Source organism: Sporosarcina sp. YIM B06819 (assembly GCF_033485175.1).
In the GTDB taxonomy this organism is placed as follows: Bacteria; Bacillota; Bacilli; order Bacillales_A; family Planococcaceae; genus Sporosarcina.
Genome location: NZ_JAWLIQ010000007.1, coordinates 188,439 through 214,987, shown reverse-complemented (window position 1 = coordinate 214,987; position 26,549 = coordinate 188,439). Strand labels below are relative to the sequence as shown.

The following is a 26,549-nucleotide window of genomic DNA, read 5'->3' as shown; positions in this document are numbered from 1 at the left end:
CGCCCCTTAATGTGGTAAAATAATACGTAACCTGTTGGACGGAGGTAGTATATTTGTTTATTTATTATGGATTGGCAGTATTCGTCATCCTTTTAGATCAATGGACGAAATGGCTTGTCGTTAAAAACATGGAACTTGGCGAAAGAATTAGTATCGCAGATCCTTACTTAGGCTTACTTTCACATCGCAATAGAGGAGCAGCATGGGGAATGCTTGAGGGGCAAATGTGGTTATTTTATATCGTTACAGTCCTAGTCGTGGCAGGCATCATCTATTTCTTCCATAAAGAAGCGAAAGGCTCTGTCCTTTTCGGATTTAGTTTAATGTTTCTTCTTGGAGGGGCGATTGGTAACTTCATCGATCGACTATGGCGTAAAGAAGTCGTTGATTTCGTCGACGTCATCATCCCAGTTATCAACTATGATTTTCCGATTTTCAATGTAGCCGACGCAGCACTGACGGTCGGCGTTGTATTAATCATCATCCATGTCATTCTGGATGAAAAAAAGAATAAGAAAAAGGTGTCCTAATGGATAAGTTTGAAGTTGTAATAACAGAAGAGCACGCAAATAGCCGTATTGACAAAGCGTTGACAACGGTTAACCCAGATTGGTCACGGACGCAAGTCCAGCATTGGTTGAAAGAAGGCTTTGTGATCGTCAATGATGCACAAGTCAAACCCAATTATAAAGTGAAACTAGGCGATACGATAATCGTCGATGAGCCCGAAGCTGAAGAGCTCGATGTCATTGCTGAGGACCTGAACCTCAACATTATCTATGAAGATAAAGACGTCCTAGTTGTCAATAAACCGCGCGGCATGGTTGTTCATCCGGCGCCGGGGCATGCAACTGGAACAGTCGTTAACGGCCTTATGCACCATTGTAAAGACTTATCAGGAATTAACGGTGTGATGCGCCCTGGAATTGTTCACCGTACCGATAAGGATACATCCGGCCTGCTAATGGTTGCAAAAAATGATGTAGCGCACGTATCATTAGTAAATCAACTAGTTGCTAAATCGGTGACACGTGTTTATACAGCACTTGTCCACGGTCATATTCCCCATGATAATGGGACGATTGATGCGCCGATTGGTCGCGATAAACGCGATCGTCAAAGTATGGCGATCGTCGACAAAGGGAAGCATGCCGTCACTCATTTTAAAGTGCTAGAACGATTTGGTAATTATACGCTCGTTGAATGTAGGTTGGAAACGGGAAGAACACACCAAATTCGTGTCCATATGAAATATATTGGCTACCCACTTGTAGGTGATCCAAAATATGGCCCGAAAAAAACGCTTGAATTCGGCGGACAAGTATTGCATGCGGGAACGCTTGGTTTTAATCATCCTGTAACGGGAGAATATATGGAGTTTACAAGCCCTCTACCTGAGGATTTCCAAACATTGCTTGACAAAGTTCGAAAAAACGTTGACAAAACAGAAGACTAAAAGCTATACTAAACAAAGAAATTAAATAGCGATACCTTTAACATCAGTCCAGAGAGGCTGGGAAGGTTGCACGGAAGTACAACAGAACTGCTGCGCGCAGTTTCTTTGTACAGTTTTTTCTGCACGTATACCCTCCCGCCGTCTAAGGCAGGAGGGTTTTTTAACTTGATTCAGCAGAAGTTCCCACTTCTATAAACGGTGGGATGAATGCCAGAAAAGCATTTTAATCAAAGGGAGTTCAAACTCCCTGCTGATTCAAGTTAAGCCTCCGGCGGATGTCAGGGATTTTGAAAGGAGTCAATTGAGCAAGCTCAATTCAAAATCCCGACGCAATTACGCCAAGGCGTAATTGATTTTGTCAAATCCTTTGCCTTAGACCTAATTGAAGAAATGGGGGATAGAACAGTGGCGGAAAAAGCAAGTATTTTAGATGAACAGGCAATTGGTCGGGCTGTCACGCGAATTGCCCATGAAATTATTGAACGTAACAAAGGGATTGACGATTGTATTCTTGTCGGCATTAAAACTAGAGGTGCATATTTAGCGAAAAGGCTGGCTGAAAAAATCGAGCAAATCGAAGGCAAACCTATCAAGACAGGAGAACTCGATATTACCTTATATCGTGACGATCTACTGCCGAAACATGACAATGAAGAGCCGCTTGTTCATCAAGTGGACATTAAGCATGATGTATCAGAAAAAAAAGTGGTACTTGTTGATGATGTGTTGTATACAGGTAGAACGGTACGCGCAGCGATGGACGCAGTCATGGATTTGGGCAGACCGGCATCCATTCAACTTGCAGTGCTTGTCGATCGGGGTCACAGAGAATTACCAATTCGTCCGGATTATGTAGGAAAGAACATTCCAACATCAAGCGAGGAACGCGTTGTTGTCAGTGTACAAGAGACAGATGGCAAAGATGGCGTATCTATCCATTCGAATTAAATAAGCAGTATATACGGGGGAAATTGATAATGACTGAAAAAGTATTGGATGTTCATGAAAAGCCTAGAGCAGCTAGATGGCTCATCCTTAGTTTGCAGCATATGTTTGCCATGTTTGGTGCAACGATTTTAGTACCACAGCTTGTTGGGTTAAGCCCGGCAATTGCGCTCCTAACAAGTGGAATTGCAACAATCGTTTTTGTAGTTGTAACGCGCTTTCAAGTACCGGCATACTTGGGTTCATCATTTGCTTTTATTATCCCAATTCAAGTGGCAACTGAAACAGGTGGTATTGGCAGTGCGATGATTGGCAGTATGTTCGTTGCCTTGGTCTATGGAATTGTATCCTTAGTTATTTGGAAAACCGGCCATAGTTGGATTATGAAAATATTGCCGCCCATTGTTGTGGCACCTGTTATTATCGTCATCGGTTTAGCCTTATCGCCGACAGCGATTAGTATGGCGAGTACAATCATGGTTGACGACGAATCAGTCTATAGCATGCTGCACTTTTCGGCAGCATTAGTAACATTGGCAACTGCCATCGTTTGCCTGATGTTTTTCAAAGGCATGATTAGCTTAATGCCTATCTTAATAGGGATTATCGTTGGCTACATCTACTCAGCATTCATCGGTATTCTTGATTTTACAAAAGTGCTGGAAGCAAAGTGGTTTGAATTTCCGAAAATGCTCATTCCAGGTATCGATTATGACTTTGTTATTACACCTACATTGCTAATGGTTATGGTGCCCATCGCGATTGTCACGATTTCCGAACATATAGGCCATCAGCTCGTCTTAGGACGAATTGTGGAAAGAGATTACATAGAAAGTCCAGGGTTACATCGATCACTTCTCGGTGATGGACTCGGCACACTTATTAGTGGATTTGTTGGTGGGCCACCGAAAACAACTTACGGCGAAAATATCGGTGTTTTAGCACTTACGAGAGTTTATAGTGTCTACGTCATTTTAGGAGCGGCAGTATTTGCCATCGCCTTCTCTTTCTTAGGCAAAGCAATGGCATTGATTGCAACCATTCCAACAGCCGTGCTCGGAGGTGTGTCGATTCTTCTATTTGGGATTATCGCTTCATCTGGATTACGCATGCTGGTCGATCATAACATCGATTTTGGTCAACAGCGTAACCTTGTTATCCCATCGGTCATTTTGGTCATCGGTATCGGTGGAGCTTCTATCAAGTTCACTGAAACATTCCAGATCGAAGGAATGGCATTGGCGGCCATCGTTGGAGTCTTGCTCAATCTGGTGTTACCTGGAAAAACAAAACAAATAAAATAACTACCTTTTAAGATTGTCCAGAGAGGCAAAGAAAGGTTCGTTTGACACCCGTTCTCTACATTATGTAAAGAATGCGGATTGTCATGTGTAACGAGCCTTTCCGCCTGTCGGGAAGGCTCGTTTTTTAGCACCAAGCACGAATAGAGGAGGAAGCATAATGGATCACCTAGTATCAATGAAGCAACTGACAGAAGCAGAAATTATGGCACTTCTTGAACGAGCAGAAACGTTTAAAAAATACGGTATACGAGAATTTCCCGGGAAATACACGGTTAGTAACTTATTCTTCGAACCAAGTACAAGAACAAAAATGAGTTTTGAAATGGCAGAACGACAACTGGGTCTTGACGTACTACCCTTTGAATCTAGTTTCTCTAGTACGCTTAAAGGGGAAACATTGTATGACACGGTGAAAACACTGGAAGCAATCGGCGTAGAAGTACTCGTCATCCGGCATCCTGAAGATGGTTACTACGAGGAACTTGTCGGTCGCACAAGCGTGTCCATCATTAACGGAGGAGACGGTTCGGGGCAACATCCAACACAGTCGCTGTTAGATTTATTCACAATAAAGGAAGAATTTGGTTCTTTCGAAGGGTTGAATATTTTGATTGCAGGGGATATTGTCCATAGCCGTGTGGCGCGTTCCAATGCGGATGCCCTAAAGAAATTAGGCGCCAATGTGACCTACCTGTGTCCGACTGAGTGGGCGGGTGAATTCCACAGTGTTGATTCGTGGGATGAAGTGATTGAAACAAGTGATGTTGTGATGCTCTTGCGTGTCCAGCATGAAAGACATGAGGGAGAAGAACTCTTTACGAAAGAAAGCTACCATGAACAATATGGATTAACAGAACAACGTGCAAGTCAAATGAAAGAACGTGCAATTATTATGCATCCAGGTCCTTTTAACCGGGGCGTTGAAATAGCAGATAGCTTAATAGAATGTGCTCAATCAAGAATTTTTAAACAAATGGAAAATGGTGTATTCATACGGGCAGCCGTATTGGAAGCAATTTTGAAAGGGAGGAATTAACATGGAGAAATTGATTCAAGGCGTACAAATGTTAAACGAAGCAGGCGAATTGATCACGGGGGATGTCAAAATCACAGGTGATAAAATTTCAGCAATTGGTAACGAACTTGACAAGGGCAATGCGGAAGTCATCGAAGGTAACGGGCTATTCTTAGCACCGGGCTTCATCGACGTGCATGTGCATCTTCGTGAACCAGGTGGTGAGCATAAAGAAACCATCGCAAGTGGTACGCATGCAGCTGCAAAAGGCGGCTACACAACGATTTGTGCGATGCCGAATACACGCCCTGTACCAGATACGAAAGAAAATTTAACACTTGTTAATGAATTGATTGCGAAAAATGCACGTATCCGTGTCCTACCTTATGCATCTATTACAATTCGCGAAGCAGGTAAAGAACGTACGAATCTTGCTGAGTTAAAAGAACACGGCGCATTCGCTTTCACGGATGATGGTGTCGGTGTGCAGGAAGCAGGTATGATGTACGAAGCGATGCAAGATGCAGCAGCAATTGGTATGCCAATTGTCGCACATTGTGAAGATAATACATTGATTTACGGTGGTGCAATGCACGAAGGTAAGAAAAACAAAGAGCTTGGCTTACCAGGAATTCCTTCGATAGCGGAATCGGTTCATATTGCACGTGATATTTTATTGGCAGAAGCAGCAGGCGCGCATTACCATGTGTGTCACGTTAGTACAAAAGAATCAGTTCGCGTCATTCGCGATGCGAAACGGGCAGGTATCCATGTAACAGGAGAAGTCAGTCCGCACCATCTTCTACTCTGTGAAGATGATATCCCTGGTGACGATGCAGATTGGAAAATGAATCCCCCACTTCGTGGACAAGAGGATCTTGATGCACTGCGCGAAGGTTTACTTGACGGAACGCTTGATTTCATCGCAACAGATCACGCACCACATACAGCAGAGGAAAAAGCGAATGGTATGAAAACAGCACCATTCGGCATTACAGGATTTGAAACGGCATTCCCATTACTTTACACAAACTTTGTGAAAAAAGGGACTTGGACGTTGAAGCAACTGATCGATTGGATGACGCAAAAACCGGCTGATGTATTCGGAATGCCATATGGCAAACTTGAAGTCGGCGCAACAGCAGACTTGGTATTAATTGATTTAACTAAAGAACAAAAGATTGACCGCACAACATTCGTATCACAAGGTAAAAATACACCGTTTGACGGCTGGGCATGTGCAGGCTGGCCAGTGACAACAATTTACGGCGGACAAGTCGTTTGGGAGGATGGAAAATGATGAAAAAACGAATGCTCATATTAGAAGATGGTACGATTTTTGAAGGAATCGCATTTGGTTCTGACGCAGCTTCAATTGGAGAAACAATCTTTACAACAGGGATGACAGGCTACCAGGAAACGATTTCAAATCCATCAGGTTGTGGACAAATTATCGTCATGACGTACCCGCTAATCGGGAACTACGGCATTAACCGAGATGACTATGAATCCATCGAGCCAGTGGCAAGCGGTATCGTTGTTCGTGAATTGGAAAACGAACCATCTAACTTCCGTAGCGGTATGACACTATGTGAATTGTTGTCAATGAAAGGTATTCCGGGTATTCAAGGGATTGATACAAGAAAGTTAACGCGTCTGCTACGCGACAAAGGGCCGCTAAAAGGCATCTTGACAGCAGCTGGAGAAGAAGTAAATGTTGAGGCAACGATTGCAGAGGCGGCTAGCTATACACTACCGACAGATCTTGTCGCGCGGGTATCTACGAAAAAATCGTATGCAAGTCCAGGTAGTGCCGAACGTGTTGTTCTCATTGATTACGGTATGAAGCACGGAATTTTACGTGAATTAAATAAACGCGACTGCGACGTCATCGTTGTTCCATACAATACATCTACTAAAGACATTCTATCGTTATTCCCAGATGGTATTGTGCTGTCAAACGGACCAGGTAACCCTGAAGATGTCGAAGGTGCTGTGGAAACCATCAAAGAATTACTTGGCAAAGCACCGATTTTCGGCATTGGTCTTGGTCATCAATTGCTAGCACTAGCAAGTGGTGCTAGCACAGAGAAGTTGAAAAATGGTCACTATGGCGGCAATCATCCTGTCAAAGATTTACTAACAGGTCGTACAGAATTGACTTCACAAGGTCATGGTTACGCAGTTATCGAAGCATCACTTGAAGGAACGAATCTTGAAGTGACGCATAAAGCGCTAAACGACAGTTCAGTCGAAGGGATCAAGAGCACAGAGTACGAAGCGTTTTCTGTACAATTCCATCCAGAAGCTTCACCTGGACCAGAAGATTCAAATCACCTGTTTGACCGCTTTACAGATGTCATGAAAACGAGCAGCCGAAAGGAGAATTTCAATGCCTAAACGTCAAGATATTGAAACTATACTAGTAATCGGGTCAGGTCCAATTGTCATTGGGCAGGCCGCAGAGTTTGACTATGCTGGAACACAAGCATGTCTATCTTTAAAAGAAGAGGGTTACCGCGTTATTCTTATTAACTCGAACCCTGCAACGATTATGACAGATACAGAAGTAGCCGATAAAGTTTATATCGAGCCAATCACACTTGAATTTGTTAGCCGTATCATTCGCAAAGAACGTCCGGATGCACTATTGCCAACACTTGGTGGACAAACGGGTCTTAACATGGCGATCGAATTGCATGAATCAGGTATTTTAGAGGAGCTTAACATTGAAATTCTAGGGACAAAGTTAAATGCCATTCATCAAGCGGAAGACCGTGATTTATTCCGAACTTTGATGAATGACCTTGGCGAGCCTGTTCCAGAAAGTGATATTATCCATAACCTTGAAGAAGCTTATGCATTCGTTGAAAGAATCGGCTATCCGGTTATTGTTCGTCCTGCATTCACACTTGGTGGAACAGGCGGCGGGATTTGTCATGACGATAAAGACCTTGAAGAAATCGTGACAAGTGGTTTGAAATATAGCCCGGTAACACAATGTCTACTGGAAAAATCGATTGCTGGCTTTAAAGAAATCGAATACGAAGTCATGCGTGACTCAGCAGATAATGCCATCGTAGTTTGTAACATGGAAAACGTCGATGCGGTCGGTATCCATACAGGTGACTCCATCGTTGCGGCACCAAGCCAAACGATGACAGACCGTGAAAATCAAATGCTACGTAATGTATCCTTAAAAATTATTCGTGCGTTAGGTATCGAAGGTGGCTGTAACGTTCAGCTAGCACTTGATCCGCATAGCTTCGATTATTACATCATTGAGGTAAACCCACGTGTCAGCCGTTCTTCTGCACTGGCATCGAAAGCAACAGGCTATCCGATTGCAAAATTGGCAGCGAAAATTGCAGTTGGTTTGACGCTAGATGAAATGATGAACCCAGTCACAGGCACAACATACGCTTGCTTCGAACCAGCACTTGATTACATCGTGACAAAAATTCCTCGCTGGCCGTTCGATAAATTCGAATCAGCAAAACGGAATTTGGGTACACAAATGAAAGCGACTGGCGAAGTCATGGCGATTGGTCGCACATTCGAAGAGTCTATCTTGAAAGCAGTGCGTTCACTTGAAACAGGACAATTCGGTTTATCGTTGAAAAACGGTGCGGAAATGACAGACGAATGGATTGAAAAACGAATCCGTCGTGCTGGTGATGAACGACTATTCTTCATCGGTGAAGCATTCCGTAGAGGCGTAACGGTAGCAACAATTCATGAGTGGAGTCAAATCGACGTCTTCTTCTTACGTAAGTTAGAAAAAATCGTTCAATTTGAAGCAGTACTTCAAGAAAATCCGTTCGATTTTGCTACATTGCGTACAGCGAAACGTATGGGCTTCTCCGACGTAACGGTTGCAGAACTATGGAATACGGATGAGCGTGCTATCTATGATTGGCGTAAAGAGCAAGGACTTATTCCAGTTTATAAAAAAGTCGATACATGCGCAGGTGAATTTGAGTCGGATACACCATATTTCTACGGAACGTATGAAGATGAGAATGAATCAGTCAAATCTGACAAGAAAAGTGTCATCGTTCTAGGATCAGGTCCAATTCGAATCGGACAAGGCGTTGAGTTCGACTATGCAACAGTACACTCTGTATGGGCAATCCAGCAAGCAGGTTACGAAGCAATCATTATCAACAACAACCCAGAAACAGTATCAACGGACTTCTCGATTTCCGATAAATTATACTTTGAGCCACTAACAATTGAAGATGTTATGCACATCATCGATTTGGAGCAGCCAGAGGGCGTTATCGTTCAGTTCGGTGGACAAACAGCTATCAACTTGGCGGATGGATTGGAAGCACGCGGCGTGAAAATTTTAGGAACAACTTTGGAAGACATTGACCGTGCAGAAAACCGTGATAAGTTTGAGCGTGCATTGCGCGAAATCGGCATTCCACAACCACTTGGAAAAACGGCTCTGTCAGTAGAAGAAGCAGTTGTTATTGCCAATGAAATCGGTTATCCCGTACTCGTCAGACCGTCCTATGTACTTGGAGGACGCGCGATGGAAATCGTCTACCGTGAAGAAGAGTTGCTACATTATATGGAGCATGCTGTAGAAACAAGTCCTGACCATCCAATTCTTGTTGACCGTTATTTAACGGGTATCGAAATTGAAGTTGATGGTATTTCTGACGGGGAAAACGTCCTAATTCCGGGCATCATGGAGCATATCGAACGTGCTGGAGTTCACTCAGGCGACTCGATTGCTGTTTATCCTCCACAAAACTTGTCGGCTTCTCAAATGGAAACAATTACGGATTATACGACACGATTGGCAAAAGGACTCAAAATCGTCGGCTTGCTGAACATCCAGTTCGTTATTTCAGAAGGGCAAGTATACGTCATCGAAGTGAACCCACGTTCGAGCCGGACGGTGCCATTCCTAAGTAAAATTACTGACATCCCAATGGCTAATATCGCAACAAAAGCGATTCTTGGGCAGTCAATCGTTGAACAAGGCTACAAAACTGGGCTTGCAGAAGCACCTGCTGGAGTTTACGTCAAAGTACCGGTGTTTTCATTCGCGAAATTGCGTCGGGTTGACATTACACTCGGACCTGAAATGAAATCGACTGGGGAAGTTATGGGACGCGATACAACTCTTGAAAAAGCGTTGTACAAAGGCCTTGTAGCAGCGGGTATGGAAATCAAAGAATACGGCTCCGTGCTTATGACGGTATCGGATAAAGATAAAGAAGAAATGATTGGCATCGCGAGACGCTTTACTGCAATCGGCTATCGTATTTTGGCAACAGAAGGTACTGCGAAAGTATTGAGAAATCTAGGCATCCCAGTGAAAGTTGTCGACAAAATTGGTTCTGAAGGGCCAACACTTCTAGATGTCATTCAAAAAGGAGAAGCGCAAGTAGTCATCAATACGCTGACAAAAGGCAAACAGCCTGAGCGTGATGGCTTTAGAATTCGCCGTGAATCAGTCGAAAATGGCGTTCCTTGCTTCACTTCACTTGATACAGCGGATGCAATGCTACGTGTTATCGAATCAATGACGTTCCAAACGGAGGAAATGGGGAAACAGCTATGATTATTCAAGACCGTATGAAGGTCATATCACAACAGCAAATTGCCCATAACATATTTGAAATGACAGTGGCTGGAAAACTGGTTGGGGAAATTTCTTCCCCAGGCCAGTTTGTCCACATTCGTGTGGCTGATTCATTTGAACCTTTGTTGCGCCGTCCGATTTCGATCGCGTCAATCGATCAGGAAGCTGGTGAAATGACCATCATTTACCGTGCAGAAGGACGTGGAACAACACTTCTCTCGCAAAAACGTGCGGGGGATGAAGTCGACGTACTAGGTCCACTGGGCAACGGTTTTCCTGTGGAAGAAACCGCATCGGGAGAGACGGCTATCTTAATTGGTGGGGGCATCGGTGTACCTCCCCTCTATGAACTATCGAAGCAATTGACGGCACAAGGCGTTAAGTGCATTCACGTACTTGGCTTCCAATCGGATAACGTTGTATTTTATGAAGAAAAGTTTGCAGCACTAGGGTGTACGCATATCGTGACGGTCGATGGGACTGCTGGAACAGCAGGATTCGTTACGAATGTTATGGAGACTCTCGGTAATGACTTCGAAACATATTATAGCTGTGGCCCAATGCCAATGCTGAACGCTGTGCAAAATATGTACGCAGGTAAAAAAGGCTTTTTATCATTCGAACAACGAATGGGCTGTGGCATCGGCGCTTGTTTCGCATGTGTCTGTCAAACGACGGAAGGCAACGACAAAGCATACATTAAAGTATGCTCTGACGGTCCGGTCTTCCCAGCAGGGGTGGTGGCATTATGAATAGATTAGCGATTGACTTACCAGGTTTACAATTGAAAAATCCGATTATGCCGGCATCTGGTTGTTTTGGATTCGGTAAGGAATACGGCGGATTATACGATTTGTCGTTGCTTGGCGCAATTATGATTAAAGCAACAACGCTGGAAACAAGACTTGGCAATCCAACACCACGTGTGGCGGAAACCGCTTCAGGCATGCTTAATGCCATTGGTTTACAAAATCCGGGATTACAAGGTGTATTAGAAGGCGAATTACCGTGGCTCGAAAAGTTCGATGTGCCTATTATTGCCAACGTTGCGGGTACGGAAACAGCGGATTACGTTGAAGTCGCGAAAGAAGTATCCAAGGCTCCAAACGTTAAAGCGTTAGAACTAAATATCTCTTGTCCGAACGTTAAAGCAGGCGGTATTACTTTTGGAACAGATCCTGAAGTAGCTAAAGAGTTAACAAGAGCTGTGAAAGAAGTTTCTCAAGTACCCGTTTACGTCAAATTGTCACCGAATGTCACGGATATCGTGGGGATTGCTAAGGCGGTAGAAGCTGGCGGAGCAGATGGCATCACGATGATCAATACACTTGTCGGTATGCGACTTGATCAGAAAACGGGACGTCCTGTTATCGCCAATGGTACAGGCGGTTTGTCTGGACCAGCAGTGAAGCCAGTGGCAATTCGAATGGTTTATGAAGTGAGTAAAGTGGTCAATATTCCGATTATCGGCATGGGCGGCGTGTCAGAAACTGCTGATGTTATCGACTTCCTATCTGCGGGCGCAAGTGCTGTCGCAGTAGGAACAGCAAACTTCGTCAATCCGTTTATCTGTCCACAAATCATTGAGGAATTACCAGCGAAGTTGGACGAGCTTGGTATTAATCATATTTCTGAACTAATAGGAAGGAGCCATCGTCTATGAAAACATCACCGATTATTGCACTCGATTTTGATTCAGCTGCCAAAACGTTCGACTTCCTTCGCGCGTTTGATGGAGATGTCAATGTTAAAGTCGGTATGCAGCTCTATTACAAAGAAGGGCCAGCGATTGTCGCTCGTTTGAAAGAGCTTGGCTATGATATTTTCCTTGATTTGAAATTACATGATATTCCTAATACAGTAAAGTCGGCGATGGAAGTGCTCGCAGGATTTGGCGTTGATCTCGTCAATGTCCATGCAGCGGGGAATAAAACGATGATGGAGGCGGCACTTGAAGGGTTGGATAAAGGTACGCCATCAGGCATTGCACGCCCTTCTATCATTGCCGTTACACAATTGACGTCGACAGACGAGCGCCAAGTACGTGAAGAACAGCTAATTGGGGCTTCATTGCAGGAGTCAGTTCTACAATATGCGAAGTTGACGAAAGAGGCAGGACTAGACGGAGTGGTTTGTTCTGTCCATGAGTCAGCAGTTATTGCAGAAGTTTGTGGCAAAGAATTTTTCAAAGTTACACCAGGCATTCGCCTTGCAGACGGTGGTGCGCATGACCAAAAACGTATCGCAACGCCGGTAGAAGCACGCCTTGCAGGTTCAACACATATCGTTGTTGGACGGGCTATTACGGGTGCAACAGATCCGCGAGCGGCTTATGAACAAATCAATGCATTGTGGAAGGGGACAGAGTGATGACGCAGAAAAAAGAAATCGCCAAAATTCTATTAAACGTAGGGGCAGTTGAACTGAGCCCGAATGAGCCATTTACATGGGCATCAGGCATCGAATCACCAATTTACTGCGATAACCGTTTAACAATGTCTGACCCAGTTGGACGCAAACAAATTGCACAAGGACTTGCAGACATCATTCGTGCCCAATATCCACAAACAACAGTAATTGCCGGAACGGCAACAGCAGGCATTCCGCATGCTGCCTGGGTAGCAGACATTCTTGGCTTGCCAATGGTCTACATCCGTTCGGCAGCAAAAGGCCACGGACGTAGCCGTCAAATCGAAGGTAAAATTGATGCAGCTGATAAAGCGATCATCATTGAAGATTTGATTTCCACGGGTGGTAGCAGCTTAAATGCTGCGGAAGCACTCCGTTCAGAAGGTATCGAAGTAACAGGAGTTGTGTCAATCTTTACATACGAACTCCAAAGCGCAGACGAAACATTCGCATCAGTTGGATTGACATATACAAGCCTGACTGATTTTGGCGCACTTGCTGAAGCTGCACAGGAAAGCGGTGCAATTAGCGAAGAATCCATCGGTAGTTTGTTGGATTGGCATGGTAAATTGAAGGCTGGTTTGTTGAAATAAAGAGAAAAGCTATTCCGCAGGTGTTTGACTTGTGGAATAGTTTTTCTGTATACTCATTTGTATTTGGTTGTTTAGAAAAAGTACCGGCTCTTTGGAATTCTAGACATATAGTGAAGTGTTTGTTATAATTATTGTAGAAGTAGTATATATTAAAAAGACCTTAACGATGTTCTAGCATTGTTAAGGTACTCATAATAGGCAGGTTCCCCTTAGGGGAGTCAGCGTCACGAGATGAAATAATCCACCTGAGTCGGCTAAAACTTAAGGGTGGATTATTTCTTTTGTGACATAGTGTACGCAAGTGCCAGTATCGCAACAATTAATGTTGCAAAACTAATCATAATCACAAGCGATTCAAACATCGTCATCTTGGCAGCACCCCCATCCGTCATGGAATAACCGTGACTGGGACAAGTAGCGGGACGCTGTCCACTCTCGAAAACCTTATTCTATTATTCTTCCATTATATCATACGTTTGTTCCGGCATAACATTTTCAGTCCTTCCTTCTATTTTTTTGTATGATTGACTGGCACCGGGGTTTCTAGCAAAGGAAAGCGGTGCGATCAGCGAAGAAACCATCGGCAGTTTGTTGAACTGGCATGGTAAATTGAAGGCTGGTTTGTTGAAATAAAATAAAAAGAAGAGCTATTCCACGGGTATTTGACATGTGGAATAGCTTTTTTTGCATCCAAAATGCCAAGTATTCGAGGAATAATTAAAATAAAAGACTATTGACACTAATGAATTACTAGTGTTATTATCAACTTGTACACATAAGTGTTCAAGTTGTAAAAAATAAATAATGGAGGGTGTTAATTGTTAGATCGAAATAATTTTACCCCTTTGTATATTCAACTACATCGGCAGCTTAGGTTAAATATCGTAAATGGGGAGTATAAGCAGGGGGAGGCTATTCCATCTGAATCTGAAATGATGAAGTTGTTCCAAACTACGAGAGGAACGATTCGAAAAGCATTATCGTTGTTAGTGAATGAAGGATTGGTCCATCAAGTTCGAGGGAAAGGTACCTTCGTCCGACTAAGTCCACTTCAATACAGCATTACGAATTTTGGTGGATTTACAGATTACTTGAATAATCGTAATGAGGTAGCAGTTTCAAAGGTATTGGAACAAAGTAGGGTCACAATTGAAGGGACAGAATATTATCAATTGACTCGTGCACGAGGGGTGCAAAAAGAGGATGTCATAAGCTATCTAATGATAGATACCTCACTGCTCCCAGTAAGCTTATTCCCGGGATTAGACAAGTTTGATTTTGAAAATGAATCACTATACAAGGTGTTGCGTGAGAAATATCAAGTCACTCCGACCCGGTCGGAAATTTCATTATCACCTGTTTTAGTGGATGATCAAATGCGGGAAATACTGAAGGTTGATGAAAAAGAAGTAGCATTATTAAAAGCAGAAGGAAATATTTATGATGAAAATGATGTGAAGATTGAGATTGTGAAAATTGTTTATACGTCAAGTATAGAATTCAATATTATGACAAGTATTGCTCCAAATGTTCATAAATAATAAATCGGAAAAATGAGAAGTTTATAGCTTTCACTATAAATGAATCTCAATAATTTGTAAGCGTTGCCATTAAGGGGTGTTTTGTTGTTATTGCAGGGAATGAAAATAATGACAATAAGTATTCATAAAAATCATAACGGAAGAGTGGGAGAAGTGTAATGAAAAAAATGAATAAGTTAACAATTTTTTTGATTCCAATTGGGATAGCGGTCAACTTTATCGGGGGACAAATCGCACTTTTATTAAAATTACCTCTTTATTTGGACTCAATCGGCACGATTACAGTAGGTGCACTTTGTGGAGGAATACCAGGAGCAATTGTTGGAGCTATTACTAATATTAGTATTTCTGTTACCAACCCTACAACGCTTGCTTATATATGGTTGAATATCGGGTTTGGTTTACTCGCTGGTTATTTATCGAAAAAAGGCGTATTTAAAAAGTTGTGGAAGACAGTTATTGCCGGTTTCGGATTCGCCCTTATTGGCGGAGGCGTTGGCTCGATGATTACAATCTTACTATTTGATGGTTTAGGTGCTGGGACAACTGGCATGATTACTGGAATGCTAATGACAATCGGTTTCTCAGTACAAGCAGGAGCATTTATGTCTGAGTTGTTTGCAGACTTACTTGATAAAATTCCGACCTTAATTATAGTATTTTTTATCCTTAAGAGTATCCCAGTGAGAACGTTAGCAAAACTTCCATTAGGTCATGTGCTGATTAATACAAATAAACTGTCTGGCGCAACTCGAAAAGAAGCCTAATACTGATTATTGTGCAGTCGCATCTCCCCACCTGTAGTGGATTCCTGCGTGTTGGGAGCTTTGTTTTTAGAAAGGAGGAGCAATATAAATGGATTATCAGTTTGTCGATTCCTTTAGGAAGCCACAAGTGCAACATAATTGGTTTTTGGATCTTAATCCACTTAGTAAGTTAAATATCATTATTATTTTAGCGATCATTCCAATACTCTCCCATAGCTGGCAAGTGAGTGTGGCGGTAATTACCTTTTATTTTGTACTTGCCGTAGCATCCAATCGTCTTAAACAGTTTTCAAAGGTATATGTAAGACTGGCGCTACTAATTGGTTCGTTACTATTTATTATGAGAGCGATGTTCATACCTGGTGAAGATACCTTGATGAAAATTGGCTTTATCACGATTACACAAGAAGGTGTGGATCATGGAGCGCGGTTTGCTTCATTAGTCGTGGCGATTTGCGGAGCGCTTGTATTTTATAGTGTTGCAACACAGGCGAGAGACCTAATGCTCGCACTAGAAAAAAAAGGCGTACCCCACACGGCTACCTATGTTATTCTTTCTTCGCTTCAGTCTATTATCGATCTTGGAAGAATGTCGAAGATCATTATGGAGTCGCAGAAAGCACGAGGAATTGAGACTGAAGGAAAAGCAATGAATCGAATCAAAGCTTTTTTCCCGATATTAGGACCGTTGTTTTTAGGGGCTATCTCAAACTCTGAAGAAAAAGCAATTGCGATGGATGCTAGAGCATTTTATGCACCTGAAAAAAACACACATTTACGTGAATTACGACCAGTTCCTATGTCTGAAAAATTAATCTTGGTTATCGTCAATCTAGCTTTTATAGCGTTTATCGTATGGAGGGTAATCGGATGAATTGTATAACATTGAAAGATGTATCTTATAAGTATCCATATACTGAAGACTTTGTACTCGCAAATATAAATTATCAGTTCGAGAAAGGCAAATTCTATGGAATTATTGGTCCGAACGGTAGTGGAAAAACGACATTTTGTAATCTTCTTCGAGGAATGATTCCCCATTTTTTTCACGGAGATTTGTCCGGAGATGTATTGATTGAAGGCCAAGATGTACGGGATTGGAATAGCGATCTATTATCTACGAAAATCGGTTACATTTTCCAAAATCCTTTTACCCAAATTAGTGGCATAAAAGAAACTGTTTTCGAGGAAATTGCGCTTGGACTTGAGAATCTCGGAGTAGAAAAAGAAGAGTTGATTGAAAGAGTCGTAGAAGTTGTGAAGCTTCTTAAACTGGAAAAACTCATAAAGAAGAATCCGAATAACCTTTCCGGCGGACAAAAACAACGTGTTGCATTTGCTTCTATTATTGCTATGAATAGCGATATTTTGGTGATTGATGAACCGACTTCACAGCTTGATCCGGAGAGCACTGACGAAATTTTCAAGATCATCAACCTACTGAAGGAACAAGGAAAAACGATTTTTCTTGTTGAACATAAAATAGATTTAATTGCTGAATATGCGGATGAAGTCATTGTACTCAATCAAGGGCAAATTGCACGAAGTGGCTTGACGGCAGACGTACTTTCCGATTTGAGCTTGCTCCAAATGGGTGTCACGCTTCCGCAAGCCACTTTACTTAGTTACGACTTGCAAAAGATCGATAAGGCAATCGATACAATATCGATTACGAAATCCCAAGTGAAAGATCAGATTATGAAAAGGGTGGGCGTGTAAATGGAGGCAATTGAATTAAAGAATGTTACGTTTGCATACCCCGATGGCCATGTTGCCAACGAAGAACTGAATCTTGTTATTCGCAAAGGGGAAAGAGTAGCGATTGTCGGGCAGAACGGAGCAGGAAAGACGACAGCGGTGAAATTAATGAATGGTTTGAACAAGCCAACGAGCGGCGATGTTCTCGTCAATGGTATTAATACGAAAAATCAAACGACTGCCCAAATTTCAGCCTATGTTGGATACGTTTTTCAAAATCCAGATGATCAGATATTTAATAGTAATGTCCAGAAAGAAATTGAATACATGCTTCATTATTTGAAACTAGATCAGCAAGAAATAGAACGGCGTGTTAGTCGGGCGGTTGAACTTACTGGAATCGAGGGCTATTTACATATGAATCCATTCGATGTTCCCTATTCAATTAGGAGATTTGTAACTATCGCAATGGTTTTAGCCCTTGAAACGCCGTATATCATCCTTGATGAACCGACTGCTGGACAAGACCTAATTGGCATCAAAACTCTCTCGAACTTATTGGACCGTCTACAGGAAGAGGGGAAAAGTGTTATTACAATTACCCATGATATGGAATTTGTTGCGGATAACTTTACGCGAGTAGTAACGATGGCAAATAAGAGAATCATTTCAGATGATTCCGCACGAAATACATTTTGGTCTAAAGAAATTATTACAGAAGCCAGAATTAAAAAACCTCAAATTGGGGAAGTTGCCGAGGAACTCGGCTTGAAAGGCAATATTATTTTCCGACATGAACTGGTGGAACTATTGAAGAAGTATTAGGGAATAGATCTACAAAAATATGAGTATGAGGTGAAGGAAATGAGTACCAAAACAAAGGGATTTTTAAGCTTATTTGATGTGGAAAAACCGATAATGGCAATGATACATTTGAAAGGTGAAAGTGATGAAGAAAAAATTGAAATTGCTAAACTTGAAATAGATCAATTAATTGAAAATGGCATAGATGCAGTTATTATTGAGAATTATTTCGGCACGCCAGAAGTTGTGGAAGAAGTGTTAAGTTATGTTTATCAAGAGCGAAAAAATATTGTATATGGTGTTAATGTCCTAGATGATGATAAAAAAGCATTTGAACTTGCTGTTAAGTACGATGTTAAGTTCATTCAGTTGGATTCGGTGGCAGGACATCTGGAGTTGGAGGCTGATGCTGCGTTTCATGAATGGATTACGAAAGCGCGAAAACAAACGACAGCCTTTATACTTGGCGGCGTTAGATTTAAGTATCAACCCTATCTATCAGGCAGATCATTGGAAGAGGATCTAAAAATCGGCATGGATAGATGTGATGCCATCGTTGTTACAGGCGAAGGAACTGGTCTAGAAACCGATATAACTAAAATCAAAGAGTTTAGAAGAATAATGGGGCATGACTTCCCGCTTGTTGTCGGTGCTGGCATTACAGCGGATAATCTCGACAACCAACTTGATCTAGTAGATGCTGCAATTGTAGGTAGCTATTTGAAAGATACGTATAATGATAGTGGAAATGTATGCGTTAATCATGTTCGTCATTTTATGAATGAAGTAAAGAAAGTAAGATAAGCTATTCCAATTGGTAGTGGAGGGGTTCATATGAAGAAGGATTATTCTTTTTTTGTTGGAGACATTGCGTTAGACGAATATTATAAGTCTCCTTATTGGCCGGGGATTCGAGAAAAAGTTCTCGTTGAGACATTAGATTCTTACGTAGGCGGAATGATTGCAAATGCGGCAAGTGTCTATGCTGCTTATAATGAAAACATTTACTATCTCGCTTTACTTAACAGCGGTAATATTACTCAGGTTCTATGTAAAGATTTGCAGGATAGAGGCATAGACACGCGGTATATTCTTCACGATGACACGCTTCCGGATGCCAAGAATATTATTATATTGGCAGAAGATGACCATACATTATTTATCCCGACATTAGGTATCACACATTTTGAAGTGACGCATGAAATTATCGATGCGATGTGCAATGCCCAATACGTTTATACATGTATATCAGAAATCAGACCTTTGCGCTGTGGAGATTTGAGTGCACTCGATATTATTAGGAAAGTTAGGGCAAGTGGTGCGAAAATGGTCTATGATCTTGACGTAGCTCATTTGGAGCCTGGCGATGAACTATTTATTGAAGAGATGGACATTGTATTTTTTAATACAATCGGATTTGACGTGTATCGAGATGGAAAAACACCCGAGCAAGCAATCGCTCAGTTGTTAGCGTTTGGAACTGAAGTAATCGTAGTCACACATGCGGAAAATGGGTGCGTTGTGTATACAAAAGAACAGCAAATTTATGTCCCAGGAATTCCGGTTGAAGTTGTGGATGTCACTGGAGCGGGCGATACATTTTGTAGTTCATTTATACATGCTTTAAATAAAAGTGATAATCTAGCGCTTGTAGCTAATTTTGCAAATGCGGCGGCAGCGCGAGCAGTTACTGTAATGGGCCCTCGAGGAGGCGTTGCTACGAGTGAGAAGATTATTGATTTTATGAAAGAAAAGGGTAGGGTCAAAGGGAGTGAGTATGACTGTTTTTAGTCCGAAGAAGATAGAAAAATTTAGAGCAGAAGGTGATAGGCATGAAGATTAAAGCAGTGCCTATTTCTTCAATTGACTTCTCACCTTATGGAAAGTATTACAATATGAAAAGTGAGTCCTCGAATGTTGTGCGTTCAAAAGGTGATGGATGGGAAGATTGCATGACCGATTCTCCTCTGATAAATTCACAAGGAAGTCTAGGGTTAACCGTTGGATCGCCTCTTCCAAGTAAAACGACTAAAATGGAAAGACATCTGCATTCTGAGGAAGCGCTCTTTTGCATGTCGAATCCAATTGTGTTGGCGATTGCAAACAGCGGAAATAAGGAGCAGCCGATGGCGGAAGATATTAAAGCAATTATCATTAGTCCAGGGGAAGTTATTGTTTTGGATAAAGGGATCTGGCATGATGCTTGTCATGGAATTGACATGTCCGTGCCCTATTATTGGTTTGCAACGGTCGTTGATACACCAACAGAATGGGTTGCTATATCTGGTGGACCGGTAGAACTGTATGTATAAGATATAGGGGTAGTCATTAGAATGAATCCAAAAATTGTATATATATCATTTCCAGGAAATAAATGATATTCAGCACTAATTTATTTGACTGGTTAAATTCTACTGTAATTTGATACATAAATTCAAAAGGTGTAGTGCTTAACATCGTTTTAAGCACTACACCTTTTAATAATGCTGCATAGAGAGATGTCAAATAAGACTTGTTAGCTTCTCTAGTCGAATCGTCAAACGCTCCCGCCAATCCTGCGCCAGTTCCTGAACAGCCAACACTCGTTGAATACCTTCAATATCCTTTGGGCGGTGGAAATAAAGTTGATTGGCGAACAGGATAGATACTTGTTGTGGATGTGATTCTACTAATGTAATGGTAGAATCTTCGCGAACAATGCCTTCTTCTAATACTCGACATAAATAACCCGTAAATCCGGTATCGACCATTCCTTTGAGAAGAGGAGGTAGGTCAGTTCTTTTCGTAATGGTGCTACATGGAATTCGTCCCTGTGTGACTTGGATAACGGCTTCTCCAAGACGAAAAATATCCCCAATATGAATGTCTTGTTCAAGCATATTTGTTACGGTAATATTCTCTCCGAAAGCCGAGCGTGGGAGGGGATTGTTAAACTCCTGCTCCCAACGTGCATAGTGCTCATATGGATAGACACAAACTGCGCGGTCAAGCCCACCATGATGTTGTAAGTCTGCTACGCCATCTCCGCGAAAGCCATCTTTTGTTAGAAAGACTTCCTCAACTGTTTCTTTGCAAATAGCCGTTTCTAGTTCTTTGTCCTGTCCATACTTCATTTTTTTCGGTAAACCGATGGATAAGTTTTTTAATTCAATGATGGTTGTCATGTTATGTACCTGCTTTCTATTAATGATGATAGTTAGTTTCATTGTTCACGAGGTTCTTATAATTAAACCACAGCGGAAGATTGTTATCAAAATTTTTAAAGAGAGCAGCTGTAAATTATGTTTAATGAAAGTATGCTTATTTTGAGATGAATGTCTTGGCATAAAATGAAATGGATATGATATAGAGAAAGATGACGGGCCTGTAGATAGGGATAAAGTAATTTACAGTATGTGAGGAGTTAAAAATCATGAAAGAATTCAAAGTAACTTATTTTTTTGATGAAAATCACTACATTAGAAGATTTATTCACATGGAATCCTTTGAAAGTGCAGAAGAGCTAATCCGAAGTGAGCGAGACCAATACATATCGTTTCGGGATAGCAGAGGAATTTATCATGAGTTGAATACACAAGTTGTTCGGGTTGTGCAACTATCGGAGTACTTTAGGGATGATAAAAATAATTCAACAGTGACACCGCCAAACAGGCATTAGTAATATTTTACTTGACTACACATATAGTTTTAAATATAATAGTAAAAATTATTAAATTATAAAGTAGATAGCGATGAAGAGAAGAGTAGTTGAGACTAATTATTTTCAGAGAGCTCCGTTTGCTGTGAAGGAGTAATAATAACCTCAATGAAAAAAGACTTGGAGCTTCGTATGGGACTAAGTGACAAACTTAAGCCATCATGCGACGGGATCTCCCGTTATAGAGATAGGGTATACTCGAAAGTTGACGTACCCGAAGAGATTGATATGGCAACATATCAATAAACTGAGGTGGTACCACGAAGTTCACAACTCTCGTCCTCAAGATGAATAATCTTGGGGGTGGGAGTTTTTTGTTGTTTATAAATCTATAAATAGCTAGTGGGAAATATTTATAGTCATCAGACAATAACAGAAAATGGAGTGGTGAACATGAGTAATGAACAAATGATTCGTAGAAGAGAGAAATTAGATGTGATGCAATCACGCGGGATTCCATTGCATCCAGAAAGTTTTCATACTAATTATGAGCTGAATGAAGCGGCAATGCTTGAAGATGGAATTTCCAACGTTAAAGTCGCTGGAAGAGTAATGAGTATTAGGCATTTCAGTAAATTAGGTTTTATCACGATTTCAAACATACAAGGCAGCCTGCAACTCCTATTGAAAAAAGAAGAGGTGGGTGAGGAATCCTTTCATCAGTTTCATGATTTGCTGGACATTGGGGATTTTATCGGTGTGAAGGGGGAAATGTATAGCACCAAAACGCATGAGAAGACTCTTCGTATTGAGAATTATGTCTTTCTTGGAAAGTCAATACGTCCCCTTCCAGATAAATGGAGTGGCTTAAGCAATATTGATCTTCGCTATCGACAACGCTATTTGGATGTCATCATGACAAAGGAAACACAAAATCGACTATTAGCTCGAACGAAAATGGTCAGTTCAATACGTAGATTTTTTGAGGATCAACATTTCTTAGAGGTTGAAACGCCTGTTTTACAGCAAACACCGTCTGGTGCACTTGCTAGACCGTTTAAAACTTACCATAACTCCTTGGATTCTGAGTTTTACTTACGCATAGCTCCAGAAACTTATTTAAAAAGGCTAATTGTTGGTGGATTTACGAAAGTATTTGAATTTGCAAGGTGTTTTAGAAATGAAGGTATAAGTCCACAGCATCTTCAGGAATTTACAATGGTTGAAGGGTATGCTGCCTATTGGAACTATAAGGATACGATGAAATTAATGCGTGAAATGATTTTGTTTGTTCTTGATCGAACCTTCCAAACGACTATTCTTACTGTCCAAGGTCAAACCATTGATTTTTCATTAGAATGGGACGTTGTATCCTTCAGAGATTTGATTTTGAGCAATACGGGGATTGATATAGACCTTTATCCAGATGTGCCAGATCTTTATGAGGAAACGAAGAGAAAAAATATTATTTTGGACCATTCGGAAATTCAATCAATGGGGAGAGGTAATTTTATAGATCTTCTTTATAAAAAAACATGTCGGCCACATCTTGTACGCCCGACGTTTCTAGTTCAGCACCCAATTGATTTATCGCCACTTGCTAGGGCTAATGATGTTAATCCGACTCTAACAGACCGTTTTCAATTAGTTGTCAATGGGGCAGAAATTATTAATGCATATTCAGAATTAGTGGACCCGATTGAGCAAAGAAAACGGTTAGAGGAACAAGCGCAGCTTAGAACGAATGGAGACGTAGAGGCTATGGAGATGGATGAAGATTATCTAACTGCGATGGAATACGGCATGCCACCTATTTCAGGGTGGGGATTTGGGATTGAGCGATTGTTAATGGTCCTCAGTGATAGTGATAATATTAAGGATTGTGTGTTTTTTCCATTGACTAAAAGACTGTAAAAAGTTTTATCTCAATTACAAAGTGCCTAGCCTACAACAATTATTGTCGTAGGCTAGGCACTTTTTTAGAAAGTACGTATACGTTTAGGAAATACAAGCGAGTTTCCGAATTTACCGGCGACTCATCCGGAATCACGCATAACTCCCCAATTACTTCCTCAACTTCATCACAATATCCTCATCAGGCGTAACAAAAATCGTTTTTTGTTCAAAATAAATGACAAACCCCGGCTTCGAACCATTTGGCTTTTTCACGTGTCGCACTTCCGTATAGTCTACGGGTACAGATGACGAGCCGCGTGCTTTGCTGAAGTAAGCGGAGAGAATCGCCGCTTCGCGAATCGTTTCTTCATCGGGATTGGTATCGTGAATCAATACGTGCGATCCTGGAATATCTTTCGTATGCAGCCAAGTTTGATCCCGCGCAGCAATCTTGAATGTTAAGTAATCATTTTGCTTATTATTTTTTCCGACTGAAATTTTAACACCAGCAGTTGACACATACGTTTCAGGTGTTGGTTTTTTTGGCTTAATCTTCTTTTTCAACTTACGTGCCTTCAGAAAACCAAGTTCGGCAAGCTCTTCACGTATTTCTTCGATGTCTTCAGGGGATGCTTGCATGACTTGCTGTTTGATCATTTCAAAATAAGCGATGTCCTCAGCGGCTTTTTCAAGCTGTTCGGCAATCATAATGAGCGCTGTTTTCGCTTTTGTATACCTTGAATAATAACGCTGGGCATTATCAATAGGGGTTTTTCTTGGATCGAGTGGAATAGTTACTGTCGTTCCTTCTTCATAATAATTGTCAACGACTGCCTCCGTCATCCCTTTTTGAAGCGCATAACTATTGGCGGTAAGTAGTTCACCGTACAGCTGGAACGTATCTAGTTTCCCAGCAGCCTCTTGTTCTTTCGATAGCTTTTTTACCTTTAAATTTAATTTGGCAATTTCATTATCAAGCCAGCGTTCAAGATCTGCTGCTTGCGATTTAACGCGCTCTCTTTCAGCCCGTGCAAAATACACTTTATCCAATAAATCACCGAGAGTGCTATACTCCGCAATTGATTTATCTGCATGTGACAATGCCGCCGCGGAAAATACCGTTTTCGTCCCGATTTCCGCAATGTTGGGTGTACTTGCTGTTCCTTTAAATGAAGCGAGGAATGCAGTAAACACAGCGAATGCTTCATTCGCAGAGACATTTTTTAATCGGTGCAATAGTTCTTCCGCATTAATGGGTGAAAATCCTGAAAATGTCCCGACAACATCGCGGGCACTGTCAAACTGTGGCAGTAGCGTACTAAATTGTTGCTCAGTCACGCTAAATGGATCTGTTTTATCTTGCGGCGGCGCGGGTATGAAAGGTTGCCCCGGTAATACTGTACGATAACTATTCACAGAAGGTGGTAAATGTTTCATGCTATCGACAATAATATTGCGCTCGGGGTCAACGATCAGTAAGTTACTATGCCGCCCCATAATTTCGATGTACAATCTTCTGCTAATGTCGTCGCCGATTTCATTTTTCGCTTGAACATCGAACGTAATAATTCGGTCTGTGCCGAATTGGTCGACGGCTGTAATCATGCCGCCCTCTAAATGTTTGCGCAACACCATGCAAAACATTGGAGGCTCAGAAGGGTTTGTAAGGGCTTCTTCTGTTAGCTGGACGCGTGAATAGGATGAATGGATGGAAATAAGAAGTTTATGATTTTTTCCGCCTGAGCGAATCAAAAATACGACTTCTTGTGCGTTCGGCTGATGAATTTTAGAAATGCGTCCGTTTTTTAGAACTTGCAATTCTTGCACCATCGCCGTGGTGAATAAACCGTCAAATGCCATGCTGATTCCTCTTTCAATTCGTTTTGTCCCATTTTACCACTCTATGCGTGCGGTATGGTATAATAAGTGAAGATTGTTTTGATTGAACAATAATAATGGAGCTACCTACTAAGGGGTTTGCTCTTGCGTCAAGTAGACTAGATAAGAAGAGGGATTGCATGTACAAAAAACGTGGGCTTTTGATTGTTCTGTCCGGCCCTTCTGGTGTTGGGAAAGGGACAGTGCGCAAAGAGCTTTTTTCTCAACCTGATACGAACTATGAATACTCCATATCGATGACGACAAGAAGTCCACGCGAAGGTGAAGTAGATGGGGAAGATTATTTCTTCAAATCGAGAGTGGAATTTGAACAACTCATTGAAGAAGGTAAATTGCTGGAGCACGCCGAGTATGTCGGCAATTATTACGGCACGCCACTCGACTATGTCAATGCAACACTGGATGCAGGAAGAGATGTTTTTCTTGAAATTGAAGTAGTTGGGGCTGCACAAGTCCGAGCAAAAGCTCCAGATGGGCTATTCATTTTCCTAGCACCACCGAGTTTATCAGAACTGGAAGATCGCCTTGTGGGTAGAGGAACTGAGGCACCAGATGTTATTGCCACTCGCATCGCGAAAGCACGAGAAGAGCTTGAGATGATGAATTTATACGATTATGTCGTCGAAAATGACGAAGTTTCACATGCTTGTGATCGGGTCAATGCCATTGTTTTAGCAGAACATTGCCGTAGAGAACGTGTAGAAAAACGCTACTTACTTATGCTGGAGGGGGAATAAATTATGTTAACACCAACACTTGATTCATTAAAAGAAAAAGTTGATTCTAAATACACACTGGTCACACTTGCTTCAAAACGTGCACGTCAAATGCAAGAAGAGGGAACAAGACTTCTCACTTCGTATAAATCACATAAAAACGTTGGTAAAGCACTTGAAGAAGTAGCGGCTGGCGTTTTATCAAAAGAAAAACAAGATGATTCAATCGTTTACGAAGACGAAGTGTAATTTGGTCTAGTTTTATCA

At 41.6% G+C, this 26,549-nt stretch carries 27 protein-coding genes and 1 other annotated feature; of the genes, 24 read left to right on the top strand and 3 right to left on the bottom strand.

What is annotated here, in order from left to right; genetic code table 11:
- Window positions 1-53 precede the first annotated feature (53 nt).
- The 12 genes from lspA (at window position 54) to pyrE (ending at window position 13,324) form a co-directional block, all read left to right on the top strand.
- Entirely contained in the window at window positions 54-530 is a 477-nt protein-coding gene (lspA, locus tag R2B72_RS06215; protein ID WP_318615512.1) for a signal peptidase II, read from the top strand.
- Window positions 530-1,456: an RluA family pseudouridine synthase gene (locus R2B72_RS06210; RefSeq protein WP_318615510.1), complete on the top strand. Its 927-nt coding sequence runs from the start codon at window positions 530-532 to the stop codon at window positions 1,454-1,456. The genes lspA and R2B72_RS06210 overlap by 1 nt, the downstream gene beginning before the upstream one ends.
- Window positions 1,457-1,861: 405 nt before the next feature.
- Window positions 1,862-2,404, top strand: a complete 543-nt coding sequence (gene pyrR / locus R2B72_RS06205; RefSeq protein WP_318615509.1) for a bifunctional pyr operon transcriptional regulator/uracil phosphoribosyltransferase PyrR — start codon at window positions 1,862-1,864, stop codon at window positions 2,402-2,404.
- A 29-nt stretch (window positions 2,405-2,433) separates the two neighbouring features.
- Complete coding sequence (locus R2B72_RS06200; protein WP_318615507.1) at window positions 2,434-3,705, top strand: solute carrier family 23 protein; 1,272 nt, start codon at window positions 2,434-2,436, stop codon at window positions 3,703-3,705.
- A 157-nt stretch (window positions 3,706-3,862) separates the two neighbouring features.
- On the top strand, window positions 3,863-4,741 hold the full coding sequence (locus R2B72_RS06195; protein ID WP_318615506.1) for an aspartate carbamoyltransferase catalytic subunit: 879 nt from the start codon (window positions 3,863-3,865) through the stop codon (window positions 4,739-4,741).
- 1 nt (window position 4,742) lies between these two features.
- A complete protein-coding gene (locus tag R2B72_RS06190; RefSeq protein WP_318615505.1) occupies window positions 4,743-6,020 on the top strand; it encodes a dihydroorotase in 1,278 nt (425 codons plus the stop codon).
- Window positions 6,020-7,120, top strand: coding sequence for a carbamoyl phosphate synthase small subunit (locus tag R2B72_RS06185; protein ID WP_318615557.1), 1,101 nt, complete (start codon window positions 6,020-6,022; stop codon window positions 7,118-7,120). Before R2B72_RS06190 ends, R2B72_RS06185 begins: the two co-directional genes overlap by 1 nt.
- A complete protein-coding gene (gene carB / locus R2B72_RS06180; protein ID WP_318615504.1) occupies window positions 7,113-10,301 on the top strand; it encodes a carbamoyl-phosphate synthase large subunit in 3,189 nt (1,062 codons plus the stop codon). The genes R2B72_RS06185 and carB overlap by 8 nt, the downstream gene beginning before the upstream one ends.
- The gene (locus R2B72_RS06175) at window positions 10,298-11,074 is read left to right on the top strand and encodes a dihydroorotate dehydrogenase electron transfer subunit (protein ID WP_318615503.1); all 777 of its coding nucleotides are present in this window, start codon (window positions 10,298-10,300) and stop codon (window positions 11,072-11,074) included. Before carB ends, R2B72_RS06175 begins: the two co-directional genes overlap by 4 nt.
- Window positions 11,071-11,985: a dihydroorotate dehydrogenase gene (locus tag R2B72_RS06170; protein WP_318615502.1), complete on the top strand. Its 915-nt coding sequence runs from the start codon at window positions 11,071-11,073 to the stop codon at window positions 11,983-11,985. Before R2B72_RS06175 ends, R2B72_RS06170 begins: the two co-directional genes overlap by 4 nt.
- Window positions 11,982-12,692, top strand: a complete 711-nt coding sequence (gene pyrF / locus R2B72_RS06165; RefSeq protein WP_318615501.1) for an orotidine-5'-phosphate decarboxylase — start codon at window positions 11,982-11,984, stop codon at window positions 12,690-12,692. The genes R2B72_RS06170 and pyrF overlap by 4 nt, the downstream gene beginning before the upstream one ends.
- On the top strand, window positions 12,692-13,324 hold the full coding sequence (gene pyrE, locus R2B72_RS06160; RefSeq protein ID WP_318615499.1) for an orotate phosphoribosyltransferase: 633 nt from the start codon (window positions 12,692-12,694) through the stop codon (window positions 13,322-13,324). Before pyrF ends, pyrE begins: the two co-directional genes overlap by 1 nt.
- A gap of 272 nt (window positions 13,325-13,596) precedes the next feature.
- Here the strand turns inward: pyrE and R2B72_RS06155 are convergent, their stop codons facing one another.
- Window positions 13,597-13,692 carry a putative holin-like toxin gene (locus R2B72_RS06155; protein ID WP_318615498.1) on the bottom strand — a complete coding sequence of 32 codons (96 nt, stop codon included), beginning with the start codon at window positions 13,690-13,692 and terminating at the stop codon, window positions 13,597-13,599.
- Between the two features lie 450 nt (window positions 13,693-14,142).
- Between R2B72_RS06155 and R2B72_RS06150 the strand changes: the two genes are divergently transcribed.
- The 8 genes from R2B72_RS06150 to R2B72_RS06115 all read left to right on the top strand — a co-directional run bounded on the left by R2B72_RS06150 (window position 14,143) and on the right by R2B72_RS06115 (window position 20,446).
- Window positions 14,143-14,865 (top strand): GntR family transcriptional regulator, encoded by a 723-nt coding sequence (locus tag R2B72_RS06150; RefSeq protein ID WP_318615496.1) that lies wholly within the window; start codon window positions 14,143-14,145, stop codon window positions 14,863-14,865.
- Between the two features lie 158 nt (window positions 14,866-15,023).
- The gene (locus tag R2B72_RS06145) at window positions 15,024-15,632 is read left to right on the top strand and encodes a hypothetical protein (protein ID WP_318615495.1); all 609 of its coding nucleotides are present in this window, start codon (window positions 15,024-15,026) and stop codon (window positions 15,630-15,632) included.
- Window positions 15,633-15,720: 88 nt separating this feature from the next.
- Window positions 15,721-16,506: an energy-coupling factor transporter transmembrane component T gene (locus R2B72_RS06140; RefSeq protein ID WP_318615494.1), complete on the top strand. Its 786-nt coding sequence runs from the start codon at window positions 15,721-15,723 to the stop codon at window positions 16,504-16,506.
- Window positions 16,503-17,351: an ABC transporter ATP-binding protein gene (locus tag R2B72_RS06135; RefSeq protein ID WP_318615493.1), complete on the top strand. Its 849-nt coding sequence runs from the start codon at window positions 16,503-16,505 to the stop codon at window positions 17,349-17,351. The genes R2B72_RS06140 and R2B72_RS06135 overlap by 4 nt, the downstream gene beginning before the upstream one ends.
- A complete protein-coding gene (locus tag R2B72_RS06130) occupies window positions 17,352-18,155 on the top strand; it encodes an ABC transporter ATP-binding protein (RefSeq protein WP_318615492.1) in 804 nt (267 codons plus the stop codon).
- Between the two features lie 39 nt (window positions 18,156-18,194).
- Window positions 18,195-18,938 (top strand): BtpA/SgcQ family protein, encoded by a 744-nt coding sequence (locus R2B72_RS06125; protein ID WP_318615491.1) that lies wholly within the window; start codon window positions 18,195-18,197, stop codon window positions 18,936-18,938.
- Between the two features lie 30 nt (window positions 18,939-18,968).
- The gene (locus R2B72_RS06120) at window positions 18,969-19,925 is read left to right on the top strand and encodes a carbohydrate kinase family protein (RefSeq protein ID WP_318615490.1); all 957 of its coding nucleotides are present in this window, start codon (window positions 18,969-18,971) and stop codon (window positions 19,923-19,925) included.
- Window positions 19,926-19,966: 41 nt separating this feature from the next.
- Complete coding sequence (locus tag R2B72_RS06115) at window positions 19,967-20,446, top strand: ureidoglycolate lyase (protein ID WP_318615488.1); 480 nt, start codon at window positions 19,967-19,969, stop codon at window positions 20,444-20,446.
- Between the two features lie 189 nt (window positions 20,447-20,635).
- Here the strand turns inward: R2B72_RS06115 and R2B72_RS06110 are convergent, their stop codons facing one another.
- The gene (locus tag R2B72_RS06110) at window positions 20,636-21,298 is read right to left on the bottom strand and encodes an MOSC domain-containing protein (protein ID WP_318615487.1); all 663 of its coding nucleotides are present in this window, start codon (window positions 21,296-21,298) and stop codon (window positions 20,636-20,638) included.
- 248 nt (window positions 21,299-21,546) lie between these two features.
- On the opposite strand from R2B72_RS06110, the gene R2B72_RS06105 reads away from it, so the two are divergent.
- Window positions 21,547-21,792 (top strand): hypothetical protein, encoded by a 246-nt coding sequence (locus tag R2B72_RS06105; protein WP_318615486.1) that lies wholly within the window; start codon window positions 21,547-21,549, stop codon window positions 21,790-21,792.
- A gap of 64 nt (window positions 21,793-21,856) precedes the next feature.
- Window positions 21,857-22,118, top strand: a binding site (T-box leader).
- 106 nt (window positions 22,119-22,224) lie between these two features.
- The gene (lysS, locus tag R2B72_RS06100; RefSeq protein WP_318615485.1) at window positions 22,225-23,685 is read left to right on the top strand and encodes a lysine--tRNA ligase; all 1,461 of its coding nucleotides are present in this window, start codon (window positions 22,225-22,227) and stop codon (window positions 23,683-23,685) included.
- A gap of 150 nt (window positions 23,686-23,835) precedes the next feature.
- Here the strand turns inward: lysS and R2B72_RS06095 are convergent, their stop codons facing one another.
- Window positions 23,836-25,527: an NFACT family protein gene (locus R2B72_RS06095; RefSeq protein WP_318615483.1), complete on the bottom strand. Its 1,692-nt coding sequence runs from the start codon at window positions 25,525-25,527 to the stop codon at window positions 23,836-23,838.
- Window positions 25,528-25,685: 158 nt separating this feature from the next.
- Here R2B72_RS06095 and gmk point away from each other — a divergent pair, with 158 nt between their 5' ends.
- Both gmk and rpoZ read left to right on the top strand, forming a co-directional pair.
- Window positions 25,686-26,303 (top strand): guanylate kinase, encoded by a 618-nt coding sequence (gene gmk / locus R2B72_RS06090; protein ID WP_318615482.1) that lies wholly within the window; start codon window positions 25,686-25,688, stop codon window positions 26,301-26,303.
- Window positions 26,304-26,306: 3 nt separating this feature from the next.
- Entirely contained in the window at window positions 26,307-26,531 is a 225-nt protein-coding gene (gene rpoZ / locus R2B72_RS06085; RefSeq protein WP_318615481.1) for a DNA-directed RNA polymerase subunit omega, read from the top strand.
- Window positions 26,532-26,549: the final 18 nt, after the last annotated feature.

Coding starts and splice junctions, on each gene's coding strand:
- R2B72_RS06210 (WP_318615510.1), top strand. CDS start 530: ATGGATAAGTTTGAAGTTGTAATAACAGAAGAGCACGCAAATAGCCGT.
- R2B72_RS06200 (WP_318615507.1), top strand. CDS start 2,434: ATGACTGAAAAAGTATTGGATGTTCATGAAAAGCCTAGAGCAGCTAGA.
- R2B72_RS06195 (WP_318615506.1), top strand. CDS start 3,863: ATGGATCACCTAGTATCAATGAAGCAACTGACAGAAGCAGAAATTATG.
- R2B72_RS06190 (WP_318615505.1), top strand. CDS start 4,743: ATGGAGAAATTGATTCAAGGCGTACAAATGTTAAACGAAGCAGGCGAA.
- R2B72_RS06185 (WP_318615557.1), top strand. CDS start 6,020: ATGAAAAAACGAATGCTCATATTAGAAGATGGTACGATTTTTGAAGGA.
- carB (WP_318615504.1), top strand. CDS start 7,113: ATGCCTAAACGTCAAGATATTGAAACTATACTAGTAATCGGGTCAGGT.
- R2B72_RS06175 (WP_318615503.1), top strand. CDS start 10,298: ATGATTATTCAAGACCGTATGAAGGTCATATCACAACAGCAAATTGCC.
- R2B72_RS06170 (WP_318615502.1), top strand. CDS start 11,071: ATGAATAGATTAGCGATTGACTTACCAGGTTTACAATTGAAAAATCCG.
- pyrF (WP_318615501.1), top strand. CDS start 11,982: ATGAAAACATCACCGATTATTGCACTCGATTTTGATTCAGCTGCCAAA.
- pyrE (WP_318615499.1), top strand. CDS start 12,692: ATGACGCAGAAAAAAGAAATCGCCAAAATTCTATTAAACGTAGGGGCA.
- R2B72_RS06155 (WP_318615498.1), bottom strand. CDS start 13,692: ATGACGATGTTTGAATCGCTTGTGATTATGATTAGTTTTGCAACATTA.
- R2B72_RS06145 (WP_318615495.1), top strand. CDS start 15,024: ATGAAAAAAATGAATAAGTTAACAATTTTTTTGATTCCAATTGGGATA.
- R2B72_RS06140 (WP_318615494.1), top strand. CDS start 15,721: ATGGATTATCAGTTTGTCGATTCCTTTAGGAAGCCACAAGTGCAACAT.
- R2B72_RS06135 (WP_318615493.1), top strand. CDS start 16,503: ATGAATTGTATAACATTGAAAGATGTATCTTATAAGTATCCATATACT.
- R2B72_RS06130 (WP_318615492.1), top strand. CDS start 17,352: ATGGAGGCAATTGAATTAAAGAATGTTACGTTTGCATACCCCGATGGC.
- R2B72_RS06125 (WP_318615491.1), top strand. CDS start 18,195: ATGAGTACCAAAACAAAGGGATTTTTAAGCTTATTTGATGTGGAAAAA.
- R2B72_RS06120 (WP_318615490.1), top strand. CDS start 18,969: ATGAAGAAGGATTATTCTTTTTTTGTTGGAGACATTGCGTTAGACGAA.
- R2B72_RS06115 (WP_318615488.1), top strand. CDS start 19,967: ATGAAGATTAAAGCAGTGCCTATTTCTTCAATTGACTTCTCACCTTAT.
- R2B72_RS06110 (WP_318615487.1), bottom strand. CDS start 21,298: ATGACAACCATCATTGAATTAAAAAACTTATCCATCGGTTTACCGAAA.
- R2B72_RS06105 (WP_318615486.1), top strand. CDS start 21,547: ATGAAAGAATTCAAAGTAACTTATTTTTTTGATGAAAATCACTACATT.
- lysS (WP_318615485.1), top strand. CDS start 22,225: ATGAGTAATGAACAAATGATTCGTAGAAGAGAGAAATTAGATGTGATG.
- R2B72_RS06095 (WP_318615483.1), bottom strand. CDS start 25,527: ATGGCATTTGACGGTTTATTCACCACGGCGATGGTGCAAGAATTGCAA.
- gmk (WP_318615482.1), top strand. CDS start 25,686: ATGTACAAAAAACGTGGGCTTTTGATTGTTCTGTCCGGCCCTTCTGGT.
- rpoZ (WP_318615481.1), top strand. CDS start 26,307: ATGTTAACACCAACACTTGATTCATTAAAAGAAAAAGTTGATTCTAAA.